The sequence below is a fragment of the Aquibium oceanicum genome (genome assembly GCF_001889605.1).
GTDB classification, from domain to species: domain Bacteria; phylum Pseudomonadota; class Alphaproteobacteria; order Rhizobiales; family Rhizobiaceae; genus Aquibium; species Aquibium oceanicum.
On record NZ_CP018171.1, the window covers coordinates 1009537 to 1032046 of the forward strand.

The following is a 22510-nucleotide window of genomic DNA, read 5'->3' on the forward strand; positions in this document are numbered from 1 at the left end:
CCATTGCATGTCCCACACTGATCGCGCTCCACTTGCGGAGCTGGAGATTGATCCGCGACGCTGGGTCTCTCTGTCCATCCTGTTGCTCGCGGGGTTCATGAACCTGATCGACGTCACGATCGTGAACGTGGCGCTTCCCCGGCTGCAGGAGAACCTCCACGCCACGAGCAGCCAGATCGAATGGGTCGTCGCGGCTTACGTGCTTGCCTTCGCGCTCGGACTCCTGCCTTTCGGGCGGCTGGGCGACACGATCGGCCGCAAGCGCGTCTTCATCGTCGGCGTGCTCTGCTTCACGCTCTTTTCGGCCCTGTGCGGACTGGCGCCCGACATGCCGACGCTCATCGTCGCCCGCGTGCTCCAGGGCCTTTCGGGCGCGATGATGATGCCGCAGGTGCTGGCCATCGCGCAGGTCATCTTCCCGCCGCAGGAGCGCGGTTTCGCCTTCTCGCTGTTCGGGCTGACCGCGGGTCTGGCCTCCGTCGCAGGTCCGCTGACGGGCGGTCTCCTCATCGATGCCGACATCTACGGCCTCGACTGGCGCCCGATCTTCCTGGTCAATATCCCCATTGGAATCCTGACCGTAATTGCCGCCTGGCGGCTGCTTCCCAGGATGCCGGCAAACCACGATCTCACGCACGATCTCGGCGGGGTGGCGCTCGCCGCTCTCTGCGTCTTCCTTCTGGTCTTCCCGCTCATCGAAGGCCACAGCCTCGGCTGGCCGGCCTGGACCTTCGCCATGATCGCGCTGTCCGCGGTCGCCGGTTTCGTCTTCGTCCTTTTCGAGCGATCGCGGGCGCGCAATCAGTTGAGCCAGCTTCTGCCTGCAAGCCTCATGTCCAACCACAGCTATCTGCTCGGCATCGTCATGGTGACCGTGTTCTTCTCGGGCGTGGCGGGGTTCTTCATGGTGCTGGCTATCTTTCTTCAATCGGGCTTCGGTTTCAGCCCGCTCCAGTCCGGCCTGATCACCGTGCCGTTCCCTCTGGGCGTCCTCCTGGCGTCGATCATTTCCGGCCGCCTGCGCGGCCGCTGGCCCCGCGCGCGTATCGGTGCCGGAGCCGGCCTCCTGATCGTGGGGATGTCCACGTTGAGCGTGGTCGTCGGCGCGATAGCGGACGAGGTGCAGCACTGGCAGTTCGTGCCGCCGCTCTTCATCTCCGGCCTCGGCATGGGCATCGCGATCTCGTCGCTCTTCCAGACCGTTCTGGCGCAGGTGCCGTCGCGCGACGCGGGTTCCGGCTCCGGAGCGATGCAATCCTTCCAGCAGATCGGCTCGGCGCTCGGGATCGCCATCACGGGCCAGATCTTCTTCTCCACGCTGGCCGGAAACCTCTCCACCGGCGCCGGCCAGCATCCGGCCTTCGTCGAAAGCCTTGGCAATGCGCTCTACTACGAGTGCGCGGCCTTCGCCCTCATCGTGGTCATGCTGTTCTTCGTCAAGCCGGTGCCTGCCCAAGGACCCGCCCATGGCCACCAGCCGCAGCCGGTGGAGGTCTGAGCCAAGCATGGTGGCGGTCCTGTCCGTTGCGGCGGGGTACTGGATGACGTAGCGGTCACCCGGAGCCGTTAACGGGCTCCACCCTGCTGGACCCGTCACCGACGATCATGGAACTCTGGATACCCATCACCCTCGCGGCCGCGTTCCTGCAGAACCTGCGTTCGGCGATGCAGAAGCACCTGAAGGGCGTCATGGGCACCACCGGCGCGACCTTCGTGAGGTTCGGGTTCGGGGTCCCCTTCGCCCTGTTCTTCGTACTGGGGCTCAACCGTTTCGCCGGCTATGAGTTTCCGGCCGTCAACGCGACCTTCCTTGCCTGGGCGGCGGTGGGCGGTCTTGGCCAGATCGCGGCGACCTTCCTGCTCGTCCATCTCTTCTCGTTCCGCAACTTCGCCGTCGGTACCGCCTACTCGCGCACGGAGCCCGCGCAAGCCGCGCTGTTTGGACTGATGTTCCTGGGCGAGAGGGTGACCGCCGGCGTCCTGGCGGCGATCGCCGTCAGCGTGTTCGGCGTCATGCTGATATCGGTCGCGCACACCAGGCTGACGTGGCGCGCGCTCTTCGCGTCGCTGGTCAGCCGCAACGCGCTGATCGGGCTCGCCTCCGGCACGCTCTTCGGCATTTCGGCCGTCGCCTATCGTGCCGCGTCCCTGTCCCTGGGCGGGCCGAACTTCATGATGCAGGCGGCGGTGACGCTGGTTTTCGTCATCGTGTTCCAGACCGTGCTCATGGGCGGCTGGATGCTCTGGCGCGACCGTGCCGAGATCGTCCGTATCCGAAAAGCCTGGAAGCTCTCGCTGCTGGTCGGCGTGGCGGGGGCCTGCGCCTCCTTCGGCTGGTTCATGGCGATGACGCTGGAGCACGCGGCGGTCGTGAAGGCGCTGGCGCAGGTCGAGATGATCTTCACCTTCGCCTCGTCGGTTTTCTTTTTCCGGGAGCGCATCACGCCGCTGGAAGTCGCCGGCTGCGCCATGATCGTCGGCGGTATCCTGCTGCTCCTTCTCATCGGCTGACCCGCCGCCATCCCGGCCTCGCACCGGCGCACCCCTTTAACACTTCCTAAACCTTCTCCTCACGTTACGGCACGCCAAAACCCTTCTTTGGGTGGCGATGGCATAGTTCTGGCTTCGGATCGGGCAGGCGTGCCGGATTGAGAACCGCGCGTCAGGCAAGCATCGAAACCGGAGAAGCAACATGAAGCCCAGCGACAAGACCGGCATCCGCCGCCGCACCTTGCTTGGCGCCCTGCTGGCGCTGCCCGCACTCGCGGTCCTGTTCCGCGTCATCCGCCCGACCGCCCACCAGGATCTGGTCGAGGTCGACGGATGGATCCTGAAGCGTACCGACGTGGAAGGAGACCAGGCATGATCTTCCAGGATGCGGCACAGTTCACGGCCTCCGGCTTCACGCCGCAGGTCTGCATCGTCGGCGCCGGCCCGGCCGGCATCACCATCGCCAACAAGCTAGCGGCGGCGGGCATAAAGTCCGTGCTGCTCGAAGGCGGCGCGGAGGAGTGGACCGAGGATTCCCAGGACGTCTATCGCGGCATCACTGTCGGCGATCCCTATTTCGACCTCCACATCACCAGGTTGAGATTTCTCGGCGGCTGCTCGAACCATTGGGCAGGCTGGTGCAGGGTGCTCGACGCACATGATTTCACTGCGAAATCCTACGTCCCCGACACCGGCTGGCCGATCCGCCGCGGCGACATCGAACCGTTCCTGCCGGAGACCTTCGATGTCCTGGGTCTGCAAGACTTCCCGCCGGACCGCCAGACGACGGACCGCTTCTACCGCTTCGAGGTGCAGAAGAGCGAGGCCGTGCGGTTCGGCGAGAAGTACCGCGACGCCATCGCCGGCAGCGAACACATCGCTCTCCTCCTGAACACCGCGGCGGGCGAACTGGTCGGCGACGGCACGCGCATCACCGCGGCGAAACTGATTTCGAACGGCGCCGACGCTGGCGAGATCGCGGCACCCTATTTCGTGGTTGCGACCGGCGGCCTCGAGAATTCGCGCCTGCTGCTCTGGTCCAACGAGCGCTCGAATGGCGGCGTCGTGCCCCATGCCGAAGCGCTCGGGCGCTACTGGATGGAGCACCCCATGTACTGGACCGGCAACGCCTTCCTTACCGACACCGCTGCACTCACGCCGGATCATGAAGGTCATGCCTTCTTCATCCCGTCGCCGCAGGCGATGGCGGAGCGTGAAGTGCTCAACTTCCATGTCCAGGTCGAGACCATGCCGTTCAGCGGCGCGAAACGCATGATCGCCGATCTCGCATGCCATGCGCCGCAGACCGCGGAGTGGGTGTCGGGCCTCCTCGGCAGCAGGCTGCAGTGCAGTGCGCGGGTCCATCTCGACTGGGAGCAGGCGCCGCGCCATCACAACCGCGTCGCGCTCTCGACGACGGACCGGGACGCGTACGGAGTTCCGCGCATCGAACTGCACTGGAAGAAGGACGAGCTGGATCGTCACACCATGCTGGAGGCGATGCGGATGTTCGGCGAGGACCTTGCGCGCAAGGACCTCGGGCGGGTGCAGATCAGCGACTGGGTTCTGAACGGCGAGGACTATCCGGACGACATGGAACTGGCGGGCAACCATCACATGGGCGGAACGCGCATGGGAACGGACGTCAAGACGAGCGTCGTCGATCGCGACTGCCGCGTGCACGGCATGGCCAACCTCTTCGTGGGTGGCTCCTCGGTCTTCACGACCTCGGGCCAGTGCACGCCCACGACGACGATCGTCGCACTCGCGCTGCGTCTCGGCGACCATCTGGCGCGCGAAGTGGTCGGCGTCCGGACCGAAGCCAAGGCCTGAGGATAGCCGGCCCGGTCAATCCGCTCCGCTCACCGCGATCGCCTTTGTAAGGGCGGTCGCGGAGGTCTCATTACGGCACGATCAGCGTCCCCGCGCCGTGCTCGGTGAATAGCTCCAGCAGCACGGCGTGCGGCGTCTTGCCGTTGAGGACGACGACGCCCTGGACGCCGCGCTCGATCGCCTCGATGCAGGTCTCCACCTTCGGGATCATGCCGCCGGAGATCGTCCCGTCGGCGATCAGCGCCTTCGCTTCCGCGACCGTCAGCTGGTCGATCAGCTTCTTGTCCGCGTCCAGCACACCGGGCACATCCGTCAGGAAGAGCAGGCGCGAGGCGCCCAGCGCACCGGCGATGGCGCCGGCGAAGGTGTCGGCGTTGATATTGTAGGTCGCCCCGTCGCGTCCCGGCGCGACCGGCGCGATGACGGGAATCATCTCGGAGCGGGCGAGAAGGTCCAAAAGCGTCCGGTCGACCTCTACCGGCTCCCCGACGTAACCGAGGTCGAGAACCCGCTCGATGTTGGAATCCGGATCGACGACGGTCTTCTTGGCCTTCTCCGCGAAGACCATGTTGCCGTCCTTGCCGCAGAGCCCGATCGCCCATTCGCCCTCGGCGTTGATCAGCGCCACGATTTCCTTGTTGATCGATCCGGCGAGCACCATCTCGACGATCTCGACCGTCTTGCGGTCCGTCACGCGCAGTCCGCCCTCGAACTTCGATTCGATGCCCATCTTGGAGAGCATCGCGCCGATCTGCGGGCCACCGCCGTGCACCACGATCGGGTTGACGCCGGACTGCTTCAGGAGCGCGATATCGCGGGCGAACGCCCGGCCGAGTTCGACGTCGCCCATGGCGTGCCCGCCATACTTCACCACGACCGTCTTGTTCTCGTAGCGCTGCATGTAGGGAAGCGCTGCCGAAAGCAGGCGCGCCTGTTCTGCGGCGGTGGCGGCGAGGTCACTCGACATGATGAAATCCCGGATGGTGAAAGCGTCGGCGGGGTCTTAGCGGGAAAGCCCGCGGCGGGCAAATGAATCGCCGGGGGAGGGGTTCCCTGGAACATCCGCGACGTCTCGGGATTGAATCTCCGGAAGAGGAGAAAGCCATGCCTGGTACGAGATACATGCACACGCTCCTCGGCATTGCCGGCGGATTAGCGGCCGGTGCGGTGCTCGGAGTCTCACTGTTCGAAAACGTCGTCCTGGGGATCGTGATCGGCGCCGTGGTCGGTGCCGGCATCGGAGGAAGCCTTCCGGCACGGCACTAGCCGCGGCATACTTACGGCGACCTCCGACCTAGTGCAGAAGGTCCCGTCCGCGGCTGACGAGGGTCTTTTCCATCAGGGCGTTCAACCAGCTTGCGGTCGACACGCCCGCAGGCCGCACCCCGATCTCCGTCACCGCCTGTTCAAGCGTCTCCTCGACCAGCCTATCGGCGGCATTGGGATCGAAAAGCATCAGCCGGGCGCTCAATCGCAGTTTCGGCAAGAGCGAGGCGACGTCGTCCTGCGACGCGACAAGCGAAGCGCGCTCGCCGCCCGGTCCATGCCGGATCTGGTTCATCAGGGCGTCAATCACCTTGCTCCATCCAGACGGCTTGGTCAGGCTGGAAACGAAGCGGAACCGCTCGGGCAGTGCAACCTCGTCGTAACCGGTGAAAAAGACGAAGGGAACGCCGCGATTTGCAAGCTCGTCCGCCAGCGGAAAGACGTATTCGCCGTTGAGATTGACGTCGAGAATCGCAGCCTGTGCCATCGGGAGCAGCTGTCGCGCCCTCTCCACCGTCGGTGCCGGCCCCAGCACCTTCGCGCCGGAAGCTTCGAAGTACCGGGTGAGATCGTCGGCGAGAATATATTCGTCCTCCGCGATCAGGATGCGCATTCCCTCGAGATTCGGCACGACTTGCTCCACTTCGAAAGATCAATCGGCCAGCGACGCGAAGGTTCCGGCTGACGATCGCTGCCCGGGCGCAGGGAACGTCCCGCCCGGATCGAAGCTTAGCGGCGCAAACGACGACCAAAACCGTGGACCCGAGGCGGGAAGAGCCTGCCATGGGTCGCCCACAAGGGGTTCGAGGCCATGATGAAGGGCGATGCCGGCGTGGTGAGCAGATTTTCCAACAAGATCCAGGCCGCCATGGCACACCTCGTGCCGGCCGGCATGCTCGCCGACCAGCACTGGACGATGGCCGAGCCTGGCACGCATCGTTCCTGAGGTCGTGCCCCGGTAGCATAGGTGGCGCGTTCGTTTGGGCCGCGCCAGACCCTTTGCCGGGCTTCTATGCTCAGTTGGTCAGGACTTCGTAGACGTTCACCGTGATCTCACGTCCGCCATAGCCGATGTTGCAGCCGCTGAAGCCGTTGCGGATCTTGCCGGGGTGAACGCCGTCGCTCCACTGCGCCCGGCAGACGCCGAGCGGCTGACCGTTGGCTTCCCACCCTGCTTGGATCATGCCTTGCGGGATCGCGCCGAACTGGGCGGTGGTCCAGCGGCCGTGGCCGGTGAAAACCTGGTAGGACACCACCGTTTCCTCGCGCCCGCCATAGCCGATGTTACAGCCGTTGAACCCGTTCCGTATCTTGCCCGGATGCATGCCGCCATTCATTGAGGCACGACAGACGAACAGCGGCTCTCCATTCGCTTCATAACCGCCATTCGGAGTGATGGTGGGTGGCGGCATGCTCCCATAGGAGCCGTTCACCCACTCCGCCGCCGAGGCTGCGGTGGGGAAGCCGACGGCAAGGACCGCCGACACAAGCATGCATGCGGATACGGCGGACCGCATCCTTTCCTTCGAGATTGTCACGTTTGTTGACCCCTGTAGATGCCCCGGATTTCTGCCGGCGGCCGCGCCCCTTCTACCTTGGTTTACCAAAGGTAAAGCGGTGATCAATGGGTGAGACGACCGTGGATCACAAATTCCTTAACGACCGCAGCTTTTTGGACCAATTGACATTGCGTGCTACAAACGTGGAGGACTCCAAGTCGCCGAAACGGTACATTCTTCGGCGTCGGATACACGATTCCGTGTCTTTCGAAGGGCTATCGATCAGGCTTAAATATTCGTAACGCCTTGAAGACATGATAGGCGTGGTGTTTGTGTGGGACGGTAGGGCCGCTCGGGAGGGGGTCCACCGCAATCGAGAGTGATCCAGCGCGTTGAATGATTGCCGAAATTCGCGGAGGCCCGCGGCCTGGACCCTGTTGCTTGTTGCGGCTCTGTCGATCACCGCTGCCGCACCCGCGCGCGCATTCGAGCTGTTCGGCATAAAATTCTTCGAGCGCGACCAGGAGGAGGAAGCCGACGTCATCGGCGAACCGCAGCCCTATTCGGTGGAGTTCGTCGTTACCGGCGATGAGGTCGAGAGCGAACTCAAGGCTGCTTCCAACCTGTGGGCCGATCGCGACGAGCCGGCGTCGGGCGAAGCCGGCCTGATCGCCAAGGCGCGCGACGACTATCGCCGACTGCTGGCCGCACTTTATGAACAGGGTCGCTACGGCGGCTCGATTTCCATCACCATAGACGGACGGCAGGCGGCCGATCTGCCGCCGGATACCGTCCTGCCTGACCCGGCCGCCGTCACGATCCTCGTCAATCCGGGACCGCTCTTCCTGTTCGACGAGGCGCGTATCGAGAACCGCGCCCCGCCGGCGACCAATCGCCGCGACGAGGTGGACCAGCCGGAAGACGAGGGTTTCCGCGCGGGCGAGCCGGCGAATTCGGGCGTCATCCTGAAAGCCGAGCGCCTCGCCGTCGAGGCATGGCGCCAGCAGGGTCATGCCAAGGCCGCGGTCGCCGAACGGCGCGTGGTGGCCGCGCACGACAGCGACACCGTCGACGCGCTGCTGAGGGTCGAGCCGGGCCGCCGCGCCGTCTACGGTCCCACCTCGGTCGAGGGCACCGAAAGGATGGATCCGGGCTTCGTTGCCTACATGGCCAACCTCACCACCGGCGAGGAGTTCGATCCCGACGACGTCGAGCGCGCCCGCGCTCGCCTCGCGCGGCTGGACGTGTTCCGTTCCCTGCGCATCGTGGAAGGCGATGAGATCGGAGAGGATGGCTTGCTGCCGATGAGCGTCATCGTGCAGGAGCGGGCGCTGCGCCGCATCGGCATCGGCGGCACCTACTCGACCGTCGACGGCCTCGGCCTCGAAACCTACTGGCTGCACCGCAACCTCTTCGGCCGCGCCGAGCGCCTGCGTCTCGAAGCCAAGGTGGGCGGCATCAACGGCGTCGATCCGAACGAATTCACCTACAGGGTCGGTGGCACCTTCACTCGCCCCGGCATCTTCACCCCCGACACCAACTTCGTTACCTCCGTGTTCGGCGACCGCGAGGTGCTGGAACCTTATACACGCACCGGCGTGACGGTTCAGGCCGGCTTCACGCACCTCTTCACGGAGGAATTGTCGGCGCGCCTCTTCGCGACTGGCCGCTACGCCAAATTTGACGACGATGTCTACGGTGAGCGCGAATTCACCAGCGTCGGCGTCCTCGGCGGGCTCGTCTACGACAGCCGCGACAACGAAGCCGACGCGACGGAAGGCTATTACGCCGAAGTCACGGCGGAGCCATTCTACGAGTTCAACTATGGCAATGCCGCAGCCGTCTTCACGGCCGAGGGACGTGCCTACTACGGGTTCGGCGACGAGAACCGCTTCGTCGCGGCCGGCAGGATAAAGGTCGGCAGCCTGGTCGGCTCGCCGATCAGCGAGACCGCTCCCGACCGTCTCTTCTTCGCCGGCGGCGGCGGGTCGGTGCGCGGCTATGCCTATCGCAACATCGGCGTCGAGGTGCCGGGCGGGCAGATCGTCGGCGGACGCTCGCTCATCGAGGGCTCGGCGGAGCTGAGGGCGCGGGTGACGGAAAGCATCGGCGTGGTGGGCTTCGTCGACGCCGGCTATGTCGGCGCCGAATCCTTCCCCGAATTCGACGAGGACGTCCGCGTCGGCGTCGGCGCCGGCGTGCGCTATCTCACCGGCCTCGGGCCGATCAGGCTGGACGTCGCGGTGCCGCTCGACCCGCGTGCGGGCGATCCCGACGTCGCATTCTATGTCGGAATAGGACAGGCGTTTTGACCCGTTTCATCCTGACCCTGCTGACCTTCCTCCTGGCGCTGCCTGCCTTCGCGCAGGATACGCCGGACGAGGAACGCTCTTACTTCACAGATCTGGTCGAGAACCAGCTCTCGACCGACAACCGACAGATCAGGATCAGCGGCATCCAGGGCATCCTGTCCTCCGAGGCGACGATCGGCCAGATCACCGTGGCCGACAGCGAGGGCGTGTGGCTGCGCATCGAGAATGCCGGTATCGACTGGAACCGCACGGCGCTCCTGCGCGGCCGGCTCGAGATCGAAACGCTACGCGCCGACCTGATCGACTTCATCCGCCAGCCGGTGCCCGCCGAAGGCGGGCTGCCGCAGCCCGAGGCGCAGCCTTTCCAGCTGCCCGACCTGCCGCTCGCCATCATCCTGGAAAACCTCGAGATCGAGCGCCTGCACTTCGGCCAGACCGTCTTCGGCCTGGAATCGTCGCTGTCGGCCACCGGCAGCTTCCGCCTGCAGGATGGAGAACTCGAGACCACGCTCAACGCGCAGCGTCTCGACGGTCCGGGCGGCACGCTGGCCCTGACGGCGAGCTATGCCAACGAGAGCGAGGTCCTGAACGTCGACCTGTCGCTCGACGAACCGGCCGACGGCATCGTCGCCAACCTGCTCAGCATCGAAGGCCGCCCGCCCGTGGCGCTCGCCCTGAAAGGCTCCGGCCCGGTCGGCGATCTCGACCTGCAGCTCACGCTCGATGCCGACGGCCAGCGCGTGCTCACGGGCACGACACAGCTCGATCGCGGGCCGCAGGGTCTGGAGTTCGCCGCCGACATCGAAGGCCCGATCGCCCGCCTCGTCGCGCCGGCCTATCGCGCCTTCTTCGGCGAGAACGTCGAACTGACCGTCAACGGCACGGTCAGGGACGGAGGTGGCGTGGCCATCGAGGCACTCGATCTCGACAGCGCGGGGCTCAAGCTGCAGGCGACGGCCGAGACCGGCGCGGACGGCTTCCTGCGGTCGCTGACGCTCCAGGCCAATGTCGGCGCGGACGGCACGCAGCCTGTCGTCCTTCCCGTCCCGGGCGGCACCACGACGCTGCAGCGCGCCACCGTCGATCTCGCCTTCGGCGAAGCGGCCGGCGGGGAATGGTCGGGTAAGGTCTCGGTCTCGCAGCTCGATTCCGATGCCTTCTCCATCGACGGCGTCGCCCTCGATCTCGGCGGCGAAGTGCGGAACCTCAACGACCCGCAGACGCGCAGCATCACCTTCGACATCAGCGGTGCCGCGAATGGCATCGAAGCCGAGCGGCAGGACATCGCCGAGGCACTGGGCGACCGCATCGAACTGGCGATCAACGGCGGCTGGAATGCCGGTTCGCCGATCCGCCTGGAAAACCTCCTGGTCGATGGCAAGTCGCTGACACTTACCGCTGCCGGGCAGATTGTCGACTACGTCTTCGACGGCAAGGTCGGCATCGAAGCGTCGAGCATCGCGCCGTTCTCCGAACTTGCCGGGCGCGAACTCGGCGGTGGTGCGAACCTGACCGCCACGGGCGAACTGAAGCCGCTGTCCGGTGCCTTCGACCTCACCCTCGACGGGCAGGCGACCGACCTGCGCATCGCGCAGCCTGCCGCCGACAACCTTCTTTCCGGCACCACCACCATCTCGGGACGCGTCGCGCGCGGCGAGCAGGGGCTCGTCGCCGACGGGTTCCGCATCGCCAACGAGCAGGTCGAACTCACCGCCGACGGCACTTTCGCCACCGGTGCCGCCGACTTCCGCTTCGACGTCGCCGTTTCCGACCTTGCGCAGATCGACGAGCGCGCATCCGGCCGGCTCACCGCGACCGGCACGGCCAAGGGAAGCGAAGGCGTGATCAATCTCGATCTCGACGCCCGCGTTCCGTCCGGCAGCCTGGCCGGCCGCTCGCTCAGGGATGCGAGCGTCGGCTTCGAAGGTACGCTCCGTGGCGAAAACCTCGAAGGCCAACTCTCCGGCAACGCCTTCCTCGACGGCACGCGCATCGACCTCGCCTCGCAGATCGCCGTCGCGAATGGCGAGCGGCGGCTGGAGGGCCTGCGCTTCGAGGCGGGCGGCGCGGTGCTGACCGGCGATCTGACCCAGACCGAAGCCGGCCTCCTCACCGGCGAGCTCGAACTCGATGCGCCCAATATCTCGACGGCCGCAGCACTCGCACTGGCCGAGGCCCGGGGTGCGGTGAACGCCGACATCTCCCTCTCCGTCCAGGACGGCAGCCAGTTGGCGTCCGTGAATGCGCGGGTCGACGGGCTTGTCTACGACACGATCCGCGTCGGCGAAGCCACCGCAGACGTCAGGGTCGAGGATCTGTTCGATGTGCCGGCCGTTGCCGGCAACATATCGGCAAGCGGTGTCGTCGCCGGCGGCGTCGAGGTCGATACGCTGCGCGCCACAGCCACCCGGGAAGGGGAGGCCACGCAGTTCTCCGCCGAAGCCACGCTCGCCAACGGCGCCGACATCTCCGCAAGCGGTGCCCTGGCGCCGGAGGGGCAGGGCTTCCGCCTGACGCTCGCCGACGCGCAGCTCGCCTGGCAGAACCTCTCGGCCCGGGTTTCCGAACCCGCCAGCGTGCGCATCGAAGGACAGGACATCGCGCTGGATGCCCTTTCGCTGCAGGTCGGCAACGGCAACATCAGCGCGTCCGGTACCGTCTCCGAGACCATCGACGTCGACCTGTCGATCCGCGATCTCCCGCTCGCCATCGCCAACGCGATCCGCCCCGATCTCGGGCTCGGCGGAACGGTCTCCGGCACCGCCGACGTGACCGGCCCGCGCGACCGGCCGAACGTCGCATTCGACATCCAGGGCAACGACCTCGCTGCCGCGGCGCTCCGCCAGGCGGGGCTGTCGACCCTCGACGTCGATGCGACCGGCACCACCAGCGGCGACCGGCTCAACCTCGACGCCTCCATCACCAGCCCCGAAGGCTTCCGAGCCAGGGCGACCGGCGGCGTTCCACTCGGCGACGGTTCGCTCGCGCTCGACGTGACGCTCCAGAGCTTCCCGCTCTCGGTCCTCAACGCGGCCGTGCCGGGTCAGAACCTCGGCGGCATCGTCACCGGCACGGCAAACGTGCAGGGCGCGCTCGCCGATCCGCGCGTCGTCTTCGACCTTTCCGGCCAGGGCATCACCGCCGCCCCGCTGGCAGAGTTCGGAATCGGCTCCCTCGGCTTCACCGCCTCGGGCCAGTACGGGGCGGGCGCCGTGGTTCTGAACCGCGCCACCGTCTCCGGCCCGCAGGACCTCTCCTTTACCGCCAGCGGACGCGTGCCGATCTCCGGTCCCGGCCTGAACGTATCGGTCAATGGACGCGTCCCGCTGTCGCTCGCCAACCGCTTCCTCGCCGATCGCGGAACCCAGGTCTCCGGCACGCTCGTCGCCGACATCAACGTCTCCGGCAGCATCGGCAACCCGGTCGTCACCGGCTCGATCTCGACTGCCGGCGCGTCGCTGGTCGATCCCGAAACGAACATCCGCTTCACCGGCATCACGTTGTCGGCGTCGGCGTCCGTGCAGACGATCACGATCAACAATCTCTCCGCTTCGGCCGCCGGCGGCGGCACCGTCAGCGCCAGCGGTACCGTCTCGATCGCCGACGGCTTCCCCGCGAACCTTTCGATCCGGCTGCAGGACTTCCGCTACACCGACGGCGAGCTGGTCGTGGCGACCGTCGACGGCACCCTGTCGGTGACCGGTGCGCTCGCGCGCGACCCGCTGATTTCGGGCGACATCCTGATCGAGCGTGCCGAGATCACCATCGCCGGCAGCCTCGGCGGCGGCCCGACCTCGATCGACGTCATCCACGTCAATCCGCCGTCGGACGTCGCGGTCACGCTGAAGCGCGCGCGTGCCAACGACGGGACGCCGATGCCGACGGCGCGGCCGAGCGTGGCGCGGCTCGATATCACCGTCCGCGCGCCCAACCAGATCTTCGTGCGCGGCCGCGGTCTCGACGCCGAACTCGGCGGCCAGGTGCGTATCACCGGACCGATCACGGGCGTGCAGCCCGTCGGCGCCTTCAATCTCATCCGCGGCCGCCTCTCGATCCTCGGACAACGCATCACTTTCGACGAGGGTCGGGTCAGCCTCGTCGGCGACCTGGACCCGTTCATCGACTTTGTCGCCCGCACCGAGAGCGACGACATCACGGTCTTCATCACAGTTCGCGGCCGGGTCTCCGATCCGCAGATCGAATTCTCCTCGCAACCCGGATTGCCGCAGGACGAGGTGCTGGCGCGGCTGATCTTCAACCGCAGCATCGGCGAACTCTCCGCCCTTCAGATCGCCCAGCTCGCCGCGGCCGCCGCCGAGCTTGCCGGCGGCTCTAACACCTCGCTTCTGGGAAGCCTGCGCAACGCGACGGGGCTCGACGATCTCGACATCGTCACTAATTCGAAGGGCGAGACCGCCGTCCGCGCCGGCCGCTACATCGAGGAGAACGTCTATCTCGGCGTCGAGGCGGGAGCCCAGGGCAGCACGCGCGGCACCATCAACCTCGACATCACCGAGGACTTGAAGGCGCGCGGCTCGGTCGGCTCCGATGGCGATTCCAGCATCGGCCTGTTCTACGAAAAGGACTACTGAGCGGCCCACCTCGCGCCGCCGCCCGGAAGCTCCATCCGTCCGCCTGCTGCCGGAACCAGCATGGTTCGTCCGCATTTCTCCCGCAACGAGGAGAACGGCGATGACCGACCAGACCAATCCGAAATCGGCGGACGATTCCAACACCCGCAAGGAGCCCGACGACTGGGTCAGCGGCGACGAGCCGATGACCGGCGCGCAGCGATCCTACCTCAAGACCCTGTCCGAGCAGGCGCACGACGACGGCGCCTATGACGAGGGCCTCAGCAAGGCGGAAGCCTCCAAGCGCATCGATGCGCTCAAGGAAAAGCTGGGGCTCTGAACATGCAGGGGCTGGAGAGTTCGGAGAAGCGCACCGGCGGATGTCTCTGCGGCGCGGTTCGCTATAGCGTCCACGGCGCACCGCTACGGTTCGGGCTCTGCCACTGCGCCGACTGCCGCAAGACAAGCGGCTCGGCCTTCGTCACCTTCGCGGTATGGCCGCGATCCGCCTTTTCCATCGCCGGCGACATAGCCAGCCACGACGGGCGCAGCTTCTGCCCGCTCTGTGGTTCGCGCCTTTTCTCCCTCAGGCCCGAGGAAGCTGAGATCAATGTGGGTTCGCTCGACGATGCTCCGACGGGCCTTGAACCCACCTACGAACTCTGGACCCGGCGCCGGGAGCACTGGCTTCCGCCGCTCGCCGGCGCCGGCCAGTACGACGCGGATCGGGAGGAGCCGGCCCAGCTCGACCTCCTCGACGATATGCCTGCGGATACTTCGCGCGCAGGCGATCTGGAGCATGCGATGCAGGTAGCCGCGTCCGCCCATGACGGCCAGACCGGCAAGAACGGGGAACCGAAGCTCGAACACTGCCGAAGAGTCGCAGCGTCCGTCGCTGGGATGGACGAGAAGATCGTCGCCTGGCTCCACGACGTCATCGAGAAGAACCCCCACTGGACCACGCAGCGCCTGCTCGCGGAAGGCTTCTCCGAAGCCGTCGTCGACGCTGTCGACGCCATGACCCGACGCATGGGCGAGGACTATCTCGATTTCGCCCGTCGCGCCGCGGCAAACTCGCTCGCCCGCCCGGTCAAGCGCGCCGATCTCGAAGACAATATCGAGGCGTCGCGCATCGCCGGCAACGATACAGGCAAATACGACGACGCGCTGGCGCTCCTGCACCGCGAGTTCGCGGCCTGACCAAACCCTTCCCGCATTGACGCGACGCCGCCGACCTCCTAGTTTAGAATAATTCTAAATAGGATTTCACGGCATGCTCTCCCGTGTTTTCGGCTTCGGCCGCCGTTCCTTCGATTCCCTCTCCGAGCAGGAAGTGCTCGCGCTCGCCATCTCGTCGGAAGAAGACGACGGCCGCATCTACCGGGCCTACGCCGACGGATTGCGCGACGAGTTCCCGCAGTCTGCGAAGGTGTTCGACGGGATGGCCGAGGAAGAGGAGCAGCACCGCGCCGCCCTCATCGATCTGCACCGGGAGCGCTTCGGCGAAAGCATCCCGCTGATCCGCCGGGAGCACGTGCGCGGCTTCTACGAGCGCAAGCCGGACTGGCTGGTTCGCCCGCTTGGCTTGGAAAAGGTACTGGCGCAGGGCGAGGAGATGGAGCGGCAGGCCGAGCGGTTTTACCTGGAAGCAGCCAGGCGCACCTCGGATGCGTCGACGCGCAAGCTGCTGGGCGATCTCGCCGCCGCCGAGGGTCGCCACGAAAAGACCGCGCAACGCCTGGAGCGGGAGCACCTGCCGGAAGGCACCCGCACACAGGAACTGAACACCGAGCGCCGCCAGTTCATCCTCACCTACGTCCAGCCGGGCCTCGCCGGTCTGATGGACGGCTCGGTCTCCACGCTCGCGCCGATCTTTGCCGCCGCCTTCGCGACCGGCGACACGTGGCAGACCTTTCTGGTCGGCCTTTCGGCTTCGGTGGGGGCGGGCATCTCGATGGGGTTCACGGAGGCCGCCCATGACGACGGCAAGCTCTCGGGCCGCGGCTCGCCCGTCAAGCGCGGTTTTGCTTCCGGCATCATGACGACGATCGGTGGGCTGGGCCACGCGCTGCCATACCTCATCCCGCAATTCTGGACGGCGACGACGGTGGCCGTGGTGGTCGTGTTCCTGGAACTCTGGGCGATCGCCTTCATCCAGAACCGCTACATGGACACGCCCTTCCTGCGGGCGACTTTCCAGGTCGTTCTGGGCGGTGCACTGGTCTTCGCCGCGGGCGTGCTGATCGGCAATGCGTGATACGAAAACACAATAAGAAAAGGTGCGGGCGGAGCCGCTTGCGGCCAGCTCCACCCGCACCCTTCACCGCTCTGGGAGCGGCTATCCTGGCTGCTATTCTGCAGCCTTGAGGTTGATGCGCATTTCGGCGAGGTTGGTGAGCTTCTCGTCCGTCTTCTTCTCCTCGGCCAGCGTCTGCTGGAGAACCGAAGCGCAATCGTTGCGGCCCAACTGGCGCGCCCAGGCGATCAGGGTGCCGTAGCGCGTGATTTCATAGTGCTCCACCGCCTGCGCGGCATTGATCAGCGCGGCATCGAGAACATCCTTGTCCTCGACCTCGCCGGCGACCTCGTTGGTCTCCTTGATGATGCCGTCGATGGCGGGGCAGTCCACCGCCTTCGGCTCCTTGCCGTGCATCTTGAAGACGCGTTCGAGCCTTTCGACATGGATCTCCGTCTCGGCGAGATGCTGCTTGAAGCCGGTCTTCAGTTCCGTGCTCGACGCCTTGTCGATCATCTTCGGCAGCGCCTTCAGGATCTGCTTTTCGGCGTAGTAGATGTCCTGCAGCTGGTGCACGAACAGGTCATCCATCGTCTTGATGTCTTTGGTGAAAAGTCCCATGGGATTTTCTCCTCGTTGTTTGTTGCTGGAAATTCTCGACGGCTCTTGGCCGCGTTCCAGACGAACGAACGGAGGGCGCCCTTGTTCCGGAGGTGCGAAACCGCAAACTCACGAATTGATGCGGAGCGTTTCATTGCGCGACGTCCGCCGTATCGGCACAAGGATGACGGCCTAGGCCGCCTTCTTCGCTTCCTCGCGAATCTCCTCCGTCAGCCGCATCTTCAGGTCGAGGAACGCCGGCTCGGCCTTCATGCGGTAGTGGCGCGGATGGGGGAGTTCGATCGCCACGTCCGCCTTCACGCGGCCGGGCCGGGCCGTCATCACCAGGCAGCGGCTACCGAGGAAGATCGCTTCCTCGATGTCGTGGGTGACGAACAGCACCGTCTTGCGGTCGGCCTCCCATATCTGGAGGAGAAGTTCCTGCATCAGCCCGCGTGTCTGGTTGTCGAGCGCGCCGAAGGGCTCGTCCAGCAGCAGGATCGCCGGGTCGTTGGCCAGCGCCCGGGCGATCGCCACGCGCTGCTGCATGCCGCCCGAAAGCTGCTTGGGCCAATGCCGCTCGAAACCTCTCAGGCCGACCTTCGCCACGTAGAATGCCACGATCTCGCTGCGCTGCGCCTTCGCCATGCCCTTCTCGCGCAGACCGAACTCTATGTTCTCTTCCACCGTCAGCCAGGGAAACAGCGTGTAGGACTGGAACACCATTCCCCGGTCGGCGCCCGGCCCCACGACCGCGCGCCCGCGCACCGAGACGGTCCCCGACGAGGGCTCGTCCAGCCCGGCGACGATCCTGAGCAGGGTCGACTTCCCGCAGCCGGACGGCCCGAGGATCGTCACGAAGTCGTTTTCCGCGATCGCCGTCGTGATCGGCGTCAGCGCCACTGTCGGCTGTCCGCCGCGCACGCCGGGGAAGGTGCGGGATACCGCATCGATCGCGACAGCGGTCATGCCAGGCTCCACGGAAACAGGCGCCGGTTGGTTTCCTTGAACAGGAAGTCCGAGACCAGCCCGATGACGCCGATGACGATGATCCCGAATATGATCTGCCCCGTGTTCAGGAGCGCCTGGCTGTCGACGATCATGTGGCCGATGCCCGACGAGGAGCCGATCAGTTCCGCCACGATGACGTAGGTCCACGCCCAGCCCAGCACCAGGCGCAGGATCTCGGCGATCTGCGGCGCCGAGGCCGGGATCAGCACGCGCCGCACGATGCCGCCGTCGGAGGCGCCGAGCGTGTAGGCCGCCTCGACCAGGTCGCGCCGCGTCTGCCCCACCGTCACGGCGACCATCAGGATGATCTGGAACACGGCGCCGATGAAGATCACCAGCAGCTTCTGCGTTTCGCCGATGCCGGCCCACAGGATCAGGAGCGGGATGAAGGCGGACGCCGGAAGGTAGCGTGCGAAGGAAACGAAGGGTTCGAAGAACGCCTCGACCGCCTTCCATGCGCCCATGGCGATGCCGAGCGGCACGGCGATGATGGCGGCCAGCACGAAGCCGCCGAAGACGCGCCAGATGGTGATCCCGATGTCGTAGCTGAAATTGTACTCGGTGAGCAGGCTCCAGCCCTCGCGCACCATGCGCGCCGGGCTCGCCAGGAAGAGCGGCGACACGAAGCCGCCGAAGGTGGCGAGCGACCACCCCGCGACGAACAGCACGAAGAAGCCGATGCCGAGGCCGATGCGCGCCGGCGTGGAAACCGGCTTCAGCGGACGGAGGTAGACGGGGCGCGCCTTCCGCCGTTCGTAGACCGTACCGGCCGCCGCGTCGGCGCTCGTGCGTGAGAGTGTCGGCTGCTGCGTCATCCGTCCTGCCGGCAGGTTTGCATGCGGCAGGCCCTCATCCGGCGACCGGATGAGGGCCAAACCGCTGTCTGGTTGCTTCTTACCTGGGCGGAAGCGCCTACTCCATCCAGCTGGTGTCGACCAGCGTGTCGGTCGCCGGGATCTCCTTGACGATGCCGATCTCTTTCAGGAGCGGACCCGCCTTGGCGTAGAACTCCTCGATGCCGCTCGACATGAAGGCCTTGTTGGCCTCCCGGTCCTGCCATTCGAGATAGCCCGCCGACTTGCCGAAATCCTCGCCGCTCTGCTTAACGTCGGCGCCCATGATCTCGTAGGCCTTGTCCTTGTCGCTCTCGATCATGTCGAGCGCGTCGTAGTAGCTGGCGGCCAGCGCCTTCACGGCTTCGGGGTTCGCCTCGATGAATTCCGGCGTGCAGCCGAACGTGTCCATGACGATGGGATAGTCCAGCGTCGTGGCGATGATCTTGCCGGCATCGGGATTGTCGCGCACCGTCGAGAGATAGGGCTCGTAGGTCATGGCCGCGTCGTTCTGCCCCGCGACGAAGGCCTGCGCGGCCGCCGAGGGCTCGAGGTTCACGACCGTGACGTCGTCGAGCGAAAGGCCGTTCTCGTTGAGCATCCAGGCCAGCACGAAATAGGGCGAGGTGCCCGGCGCGGACGCCGCCACCGTCTTGCCCTTCAGGTCGGCGATGGAAGCGATGTCGTTGCGCACCGCCATACCGTCCGCTCCGTGCGACATGTCGAGCTGGAAGAGCTGCTTGATCGGCACGCCGGCGGCGTTCCAGATCATGAAGGTTTCGACGGTCGTGGCCGCGCACTGGATGTCGCCCGAGGCGATGGCGAGATGGCGGTCCTTCTGCGGGATCTTCTTGATCTCGACGGAAAGGCCGTTCTTCTCGAAGATGCCGGCCTCCTTGGCGAGCGTCAGCGGCGCAAAGCCGGTCCAGCCGCTCATGCCGATGGCGACTTCGGTGTTCTGCGCCTGCGCCGCACCCGCCGCCGTCGCGGCGACGATGGCCGCGAGGATGGTTGTCTTCTTCATGATCCACTCCGAATTGTCTGGCCCGAACGAGCCACCCGAGCCACAATCGCAGCACAGCGACTAAGGCCTGTCAATCGGCACACGGCGCGCCGATTGCACAAATGCTGAACCTGCCTAGCGCTTGAGCAACCGGGCCTCCATCCTTCAGCGCGGTCGATAGCTGAAATGGCCGAAATCGGCCGGCTTGCCGCGCCCGCTGGTGTCGAACGCGGCCATGCCGACGAAGGCGCCCGTGAAGGAGGCATGTTCTCCGCGCCCGCCTTCGTCGGAGATCAGGCTGGCGTCGAGCACCGGACCGATATCCTTCCACTCTCCCGCGCCGACGCGCCAGCGGAACCGCAGCTCCGCGCCGCGCACTTCCGCCGCGAGCCCGACCTCGCCTTCCTCGCCGATCGGAAGCGGCTGGTCCAGACCGAAGCTGAGCCGCCCGTTCTCCCAGTCGCCGAGGCAGGACATGATCTGCAGCACGCGTCCCTGTCCGGGCTGCCAGGTCACGGCGAGGAAGTGGAACTTGTGCCGGTTGTAGTAGTGCACCAGCCCCGCCGCCTGCTGGTAGGTCTCCGGCGCGAAGGCAACTTCGGTCTCCGCGTCGAAATCGAAATGCTCCTGCCGGCGCGCCACCAGCGCCTGCTCGAACCAGCTTCCGATCGACTCGCGCCCGAAGAGGCGCAGGCTGCCGGGCTTGTCCGTTAGCGAGAAGATCCGCTCGGGGAGGGGCGTGCGCAGCCACTGGAAATCGAGCGGCAGGTTGCTAGCGTCGAAATCGTGATGCACCACCTCGGCTGCAGCGGGTTCCGCCGCGCCCGCCGGCGCCTCGACGTCAACGCTCGGAACCGGACCGCCATCGGCGAGCCTCAGCCAGCCATCGTCGCCCCAGACGCATTTCTGGATCGCGGTCTCGCGCCCGAGCGGCGAGCGCCGGATGCCGGGCAGTGGACGCGAGCACAGGTGCGTGTGATAGACCGCGCCGTCCTGCGTCTCGACGATCTGCCCGTGCCCGGCGCGCTGCAGCGGCGCGTCCGGCGCGTCCTTCGAGGTGATGACGTGCACGTCCGGGTGCAGTTCGTACGGGCCGTCGATCGATCGCGAACGCGCCATGGTGACGGCGTGGCCGTAGCCGGTGCCGCCCTCTGCGGTGGTGAGATAGTACCAGCCGTTCCTCTTGGAGAGATGCGGCCCCTCGACCAGCCCATGCGCGCTACCCGCGAAGACGTTTCTGATTGGCCCCACCAGCTTCCCGGCCTTGGCGTCATACTCCTGCATCAGGATCCCGTCGAAGGACGGGTGCTTGGGATTGCCGCCGACGCCGGTCGAGACGTAGTTCCATTGCATGTTCAGGAACCACTTCCGCCCGTCGTCGTCGTGGAACAGCGTGGGGTCGAAACCGCTCGAATTGACGTAGACCGGGTCCGACCACGGCCCCTCGATCGCCGGCGCGGTGACGATGTAGTTGTGGGCGTCCTTGAAGTTGCCCTCTAGCCGCTTCACGTCGGTGTAGACCAGCCAGAACAGCCCGTCGGCGTGGCTAAGGCACGGCGCCCAGATGCCGCCGGAATCGGGGTTGCCCCGCATGTCGAGCTGGCTCGCCCGCTCCAGCGGCCGCTTCACCAGCCGCCAGTTCACGAGGTCCGTCGAATGGTGGATCTGCACGCCCGGATACCATTCGAAAGTCGAGGTGGCGATGTAGTAGTCGCCGCCGACACGGCAGATGGAGGGATCAGGGTTGAACCCGGGCAGGATGGGATTGCGGATCATCTGTCGCTCCTCACCGTTGCGGCCCCTTGCGCTCCGCCGAGGCCGCCCAAAGGTTGATGTCGCCCTCGCGCGCGTACCGGTCGATCTCGGCCAGTTCCGCCGCGGAGAAATCCAGGTTCTTCAACGCCCCGACGCTGTCTTCGACCTGCTCCGGCCGGCTGGCTCCGATCAGCGCCGTCGTCACCCGTGCTCCCGAGCTCTGGGCGCGCAGCACCCAGGCGATCGCCATCTGCGCCAGCGTCTGCCCGCGCCGCGCGGCGATGTCGTTCAGCGCGCGGATGTTGTCCAGCGTGCGCTCGTTGAGAAAGGCCTGGCGCAGCGATTTGCCCTGCGCGGCGCGGCTGTCCTCGGGAATGCCCTTGAGGTATTTCGACGTCAGCATGCCCTGCGCCAGCGGCGAGAAGACGATTGAGCCGATGCCGAGATCCTCGAGCGTGTCGAGCAGCCCGTCCTCCTCGACCCAGCGGTTGATCATGGAATAGCTCGGCTGGTGAATGAGGCAGGGCGTTCCGAGATCCTTCAGGATCGCGACGGCCTCGCGCGTGCGCTGCGAGTTGTACGACGAGATCCCGGCATAGAGCGCCTTGCCGGACCGCACCGCCTGGTCGAGCGCACCCATGGTCTCTTCCAGCGGCGTGTCGGGGTCGAAGCGGTGCGAATAGAAAATGTCGACGTAATCAAGTCCCAGCCGCTTCAGGCTCTGGTCGAGCGAGGAGAGGAGATACTTGCGGCTGCCCCATTCGCCGTAGGGCCCCGGCCACATGCCGTAGCCGGCCTTGGTCGAGACGATCAGTTCGTCACGATACCCGGCGAAATCGGTGCGCAGGATCTCGCCGAAGGCGGTCTCGGCCGAGCCGGGCGGCGGGCCGTAATTGTTGGCGAGATCGAAATGCGTAATACCGAGGTCGAAAGCCTTGCGGCAGATCGCGCGCTTCGTCTCGTGCGGCGTGTCGCCGCCGAAATTGTGCCACAGCCCCAGCGACAGCGCCGGCAGCTTCAGCCCAGAACGGCCGCAGCGGTTGTATTTCATCGTCTCGTAGCGGTTGTCCGCGGGCGTCCAGCGACCCATCCGTTTCCTCC

20 protein-coding genes and 1 pseudogene are annotated in these 22510 nt (G+C 66.1%); 12 read left to right on the forward strand and 9 right to left on the reverse strand.

The genetic code is table 11. From position 1 onward, the window contains the following. Positions 1 to 7 precede the first annotated feature (7 nt). The 4 genes from BSQ44_RS05075 to BSQ44_RS05085 all read left to right on the forward strand — a co-directional run bounded on the left by BSQ44_RS05075 (position 8) and on the right by BSQ44_RS05085 (position 4323). Positions 8 to 1498, forward strand: a complete 1491-nt coding sequence (locus BSQ44_RS05075; protein ID WP_072602230.1) for an MFS transporter — start codon at positions 8 to 10, stop codon at positions 1496 to 1498. A gap of 107 nt (positions 1499 to 1605) precedes the next feature. Then, positions 1606 to 2511: a DMT family transporter gene (locus BSQ44_RS05080; RefSeq protein WP_072602231.1), complete on the forward strand. Its 906-nt coding sequence runs from the start codon at positions 1606 to 1608 to the stop codon at positions 2509 to 2511. Between the two features lie 181 nt (positions 2512 to 2692). Beyond that, positions 2693 to 2866, forward strand: a complete 174-nt coding sequence (locus BSQ44_RS27185) for a hypothetical protein (protein ID WP_169858321.1) — start codon at positions 2693 to 2695, stop codon at positions 2864 to 2866. Continuing rightward, positions 2863 to 4323, forward strand: coding sequence for a GMC oxidoreductase (locus BSQ44_RS05085; protein WP_072602232.1), 1461 nt, complete (start codon positions 2863 to 2865; stop codon positions 4321 to 4323). The genes BSQ44_RS27185 and BSQ44_RS05085 overlap by 4 nt, the downstream gene beginning before the upstream one ends. 70 nt (positions 4324 to 4393) lie before the next feature. On the opposite strand, the gene argB is transcribed toward BSQ44_RS05085, so the two are convergent. Further along, positions 4394 to 5290 carry an acetylglutamate kinase gene (gene argB, locus BSQ44_RS05090; RefSeq protein WP_072602233.1) on the reverse strand — a complete coding sequence of 299 codons (897 nt, stop codon included), beginning with the start codon at positions 5288 to 5290 and terminating at the stop codon, positions 4394 to 4396. A gap of 137 nt (positions 5291 to 5427) precedes the next feature. On the opposite strand from argB, the gene BSQ44_RS26775 reads away from it, so the two are divergent. Next, on the forward strand, positions 5428 to 5589 hold the full coding sequence (locus tag BSQ44_RS26775) for a hypothetical protein (protein ID WP_157894509.1): 162 nt from the start codon (positions 5428 to 5430) through the stop codon (positions 5587 to 5589). Positions 5590 to 5617: 28 nt separating this feature from the next. On the opposite strand, the gene BSQ44_RS05095 is transcribed toward BSQ44_RS26775, so the two are convergent. Then, on the reverse strand, positions 5618 to 6220 hold the full coding sequence (locus tag BSQ44_RS05095) for a response regulator (protein ID WP_072602234.1): 603 nt from the start codon (positions 6218 to 6220) through the stop codon (positions 5618 to 5620). A 180-nt stretch (positions 6221 to 6400) separates the two neighbouring features. On the opposite strand from BSQ44_RS05095, the gene BSQ44_RS27750 reads away from it, so the two are divergent. Beyond that, a complete protein-coding gene (locus BSQ44_RS27750; RefSeq protein WP_256381708.1) occupies positions 6401 to 6535 on the forward strand; it encodes a hypothetical protein in 135 nt (44 codons plus the stop codon). Positions 6536 to 6605: 70 nt separating this feature from the next. On the opposite strand, the gene BSQ44_RS05105 is transcribed toward BSQ44_RS27750, so the two are convergent. Continuing rightward, on the reverse strand, positions 6606 to 7022 hold the full coding sequence (locus BSQ44_RS05105) for a DUF3421 domain-containing protein (RefSeq protein ID WP_157894510.1): 417 nt from the start codon (positions 7020 to 7022) through the stop codon (positions 6606 to 6608). Positions 7023 to 7522: 500 nt separating this feature from the next. Here BSQ44_RS05105 and BSQ44_RS05110 point away from each other — a divergent pair, with 500 nt between their 5' ends. The 6 genes and pseudogenes from BSQ44_RS05110 (at position 7523) to mbfA (ending at position 16228) form a co-directional block, all read left to right on the forward strand. Beyond that, complete coding sequence (locus BSQ44_RS05110) at positions 7523 to 9400, forward strand: autotransporter assembly complex protein TamA (protein WP_072607872.1); 1878 nt, start codon at positions 7523 to 7525, stop codon at positions 9398 to 9400. Beyond that, a complete protein-coding gene (locus BSQ44_RS05115; RefSeq protein ID WP_072602236.1) occupies positions 9397 to 13992 on the forward strand; it encodes a translocation/assembly module TamB domain-containing protein in 4596 nt (1531 codons plus the stop codon). Before BSQ44_RS05110 ends, BSQ44_RS05115 begins: the two co-directional genes overlap by 4 nt. 100 nt (positions 13993 to 14092) lie before the next feature. Continuing rightward, complete coding sequence (locus tag BSQ44_RS05120) at positions 14093 to 14311, forward strand: DUF3072 domain-containing protein (RefSeq protein ID WP_072602237.1); 219 nt, start codon at positions 14093 to 14095, stop codon at positions 14309 to 14311. Between the two features lie 2 nt (positions 14312 to 14313). Next, positions 14314 to 14703, forward strand: a pseudogene (locus tag BSQ44_RS05125) (GFA family protein); the annotation flags it as partial. Between the two features lie 72 nt (positions 14704 to 14775). Next, on the forward strand, positions 14776 to 15171 hold the full coding sequence (locus tag BSQ44_RS26245) for an HD domain-containing protein (RefSeq protein WP_235633407.1): 396 nt from the start codon (positions 14776 to 14778) through the stop codon (positions 15169 to 15171). Positions 15172 to 15244: 73 nt separating this feature from the next. Further along, positions 15245 to 16228: an iron exporter MbfA gene (gene mbfA / locus BSQ44_RS05135; protein ID WP_072602238.1), complete on the forward strand. Its 984-nt coding sequence runs from the start codon at positions 15245 to 15247 to the stop codon at positions 16226 to 16228. A gap of 93 nt (positions 16229 to 16321) precedes the next feature. Here the strand turns inward: mbfA and BSQ44_RS05140 are convergent, their stop codons facing one another. The 6 genes from BSQ44_RS05140 to mgrA form a co-directional block, all read right to left on the reverse strand. Further along, on the reverse strand, positions 16322 to 16828 hold the full coding sequence (locus tag BSQ44_RS05140; RefSeq protein WP_072602239.1) for a YciE/YciF ferroxidase family protein: 507 nt from the start codon (positions 16826 to 16828) through the stop codon (positions 16322 to 16324). 171 nt (positions 16829 to 16999) lie between these two features. Next, positions 17000 to 17776 (reverse strand): ABC transporter ATP-binding protein, encoded by a 777-nt coding sequence (locus tag BSQ44_RS05145; protein WP_072602240.1) that lies wholly within the window; start codon positions 17774 to 17776, stop codon positions 17000 to 17002. Next, complete coding sequence (locus BSQ44_RS05150; protein ID WP_083534498.1) at positions 17773 to 18633, reverse strand: ABC transporter permease; 861 nt, start codon at positions 18631 to 18633, stop codon at positions 17773 to 17775. The genes BSQ44_RS05145 and BSQ44_RS05150 overlap by 4 nt, the downstream gene beginning before the upstream one ends. Positions 18634 to 18730: 97 nt before the next feature. After that, a complete protein-coding gene (locus BSQ44_RS05155; RefSeq protein ID WP_072602241.1) occupies positions 18731 to 19675 on the reverse strand; it encodes an ABC transporter substrate-binding protein in 945 nt (314 codons plus the stop codon). A 144-nt stretch (positions 19676 to 19819) separates the two neighbouring features. Next, positions 19820 to 21430 (reverse strand): glycoside hydrolase family 43 protein, encoded by a 1611-nt coding sequence (locus tag BSQ44_RS05160; protein WP_072602242.1) that lies wholly within the window; start codon positions 21428 to 21430, stop codon positions 19820 to 19822. A gap of 10 nt (positions 21431 to 21440) precedes the next feature. After that, on the reverse strand, positions 21441 to 22499 hold the full coding sequence (gene mgrA, locus BSQ44_RS05165) for an L-glyceraldehyde 3-phosphate reductase (protein WP_072602243.1): 1059 nt from the start codon (positions 22497 to 22499) through the stop codon (positions 21441 to 21443). Positions 22500 to 22510 lie beyond the last annotated feature (11 nt).

Bases quoted from the DNA above. Each gene is read 5' to 3' on its own strand.
- BSQ44_RS05075 (WP_072602230.1), top strand. From the start codon at position 8: ATGTCCCACACTGATCGCGCTCCACTTGCGGAGCTGGAGATTGATCCG.
- BSQ44_RS05080 (WP_072602231.1), top strand. From the start codon at position 1,606: ATGGAACTCTGGATACCCATCACCCTCGCGGCCGCGTTCCTGCAGAAC.
- BSQ44_RS27185 (WP_169858321.1), top strand. From the start codon at position 2,693: ATGAAGCCCAGCGACAAGACCGGCATCCGCCGCCGCACCTTGCTTGGC.
- BSQ44_RS05085 (WP_072602232.1), top strand. From the start codon at position 2,863: ATGATCTTCCAGGATGCGGCACAGTTCACGGCCTCCGGCTTCACGCCG.
- argB (WP_072602233.1), bottom strand. From the start codon at position 5,290: ATGTCGAGTGACCTCGCCGCCACCGCCGCAGAACAGGCGCGCCTGCTT.
- BSQ44_RS26775 (WP_157894509.1), top strand. From the start codon at position 5,428: ATGCCTGGTACGAGATACATGCACACGCTCCTCGGCATTGCCGGCGGA.
- BSQ44_RS27750 (WP_256381708.1), top strand. From the start codon at position 6,401: ATGATGAAGGGCGATGCCGGCGTGGTGAGCAGATTTTCCAACAAGATC.
- BSQ44_RS05120 (WP_072602237.1), top strand. From the start codon at position 14,093: ATGACCGACCAGACCAATCCGAAATCGGCGGACGATTCCAACACCCGC.
- BSQ44_RS26245 (WP_235633407.1), top strand. From the start codon at position 14,776: ATGCAGGTAGCCGCGTCCGCCCATGACGGCCAGACCGGCAAGAACGGG.
- mbfA (WP_072602238.1), top strand. From the start codon at position 15,245: ATGCTCTCCCGTGTTTTCGGCTTCGGCCGCCGTTCCTTCGATTCCCTC.
- BSQ44_RS05140 (WP_072602239.1), bottom strand. From the start codon at position 16,828: ATGGGACTTTTCACCAAAGACATCAAGACGATGGATGACCTGTTCGTG.
- BSQ44_RS05145 (WP_072602240.1), bottom strand. From the start codon at position 17,776: ATGACCGCTGTCGCGATCGATGCGGTATCCCGCACCTTCCCCGGCGTG.
- BSQ44_RS05150 (WP_083534498.1), bottom strand. From the start codon at position 18,633: ATGACGCAGCAGCCGACACTCTCACGCACGAGCGCCGACGCGGCGGCC.
- BSQ44_RS05155 (WP_072602241.1), bottom strand. From the start codon at position 19,675: ATGAAGAAGACAACCATCCTCGCGGCCATCGTCGCCGCGACGGCGGCG.
- BSQ44_RS05160 (WP_072602242.1), bottom strand. From the start codon at position 21,430: ATGATCCGCAATCCCATCCTGCCCGGGTTCAACCCTGATCCCTCCATC.
- mgrA (WP_072602243.1), bottom strand. From the start codon at position 22,499: ATGGGTCGCTGGACGCCCGCGGACAACCGCTACGAGACGATGAAATAC.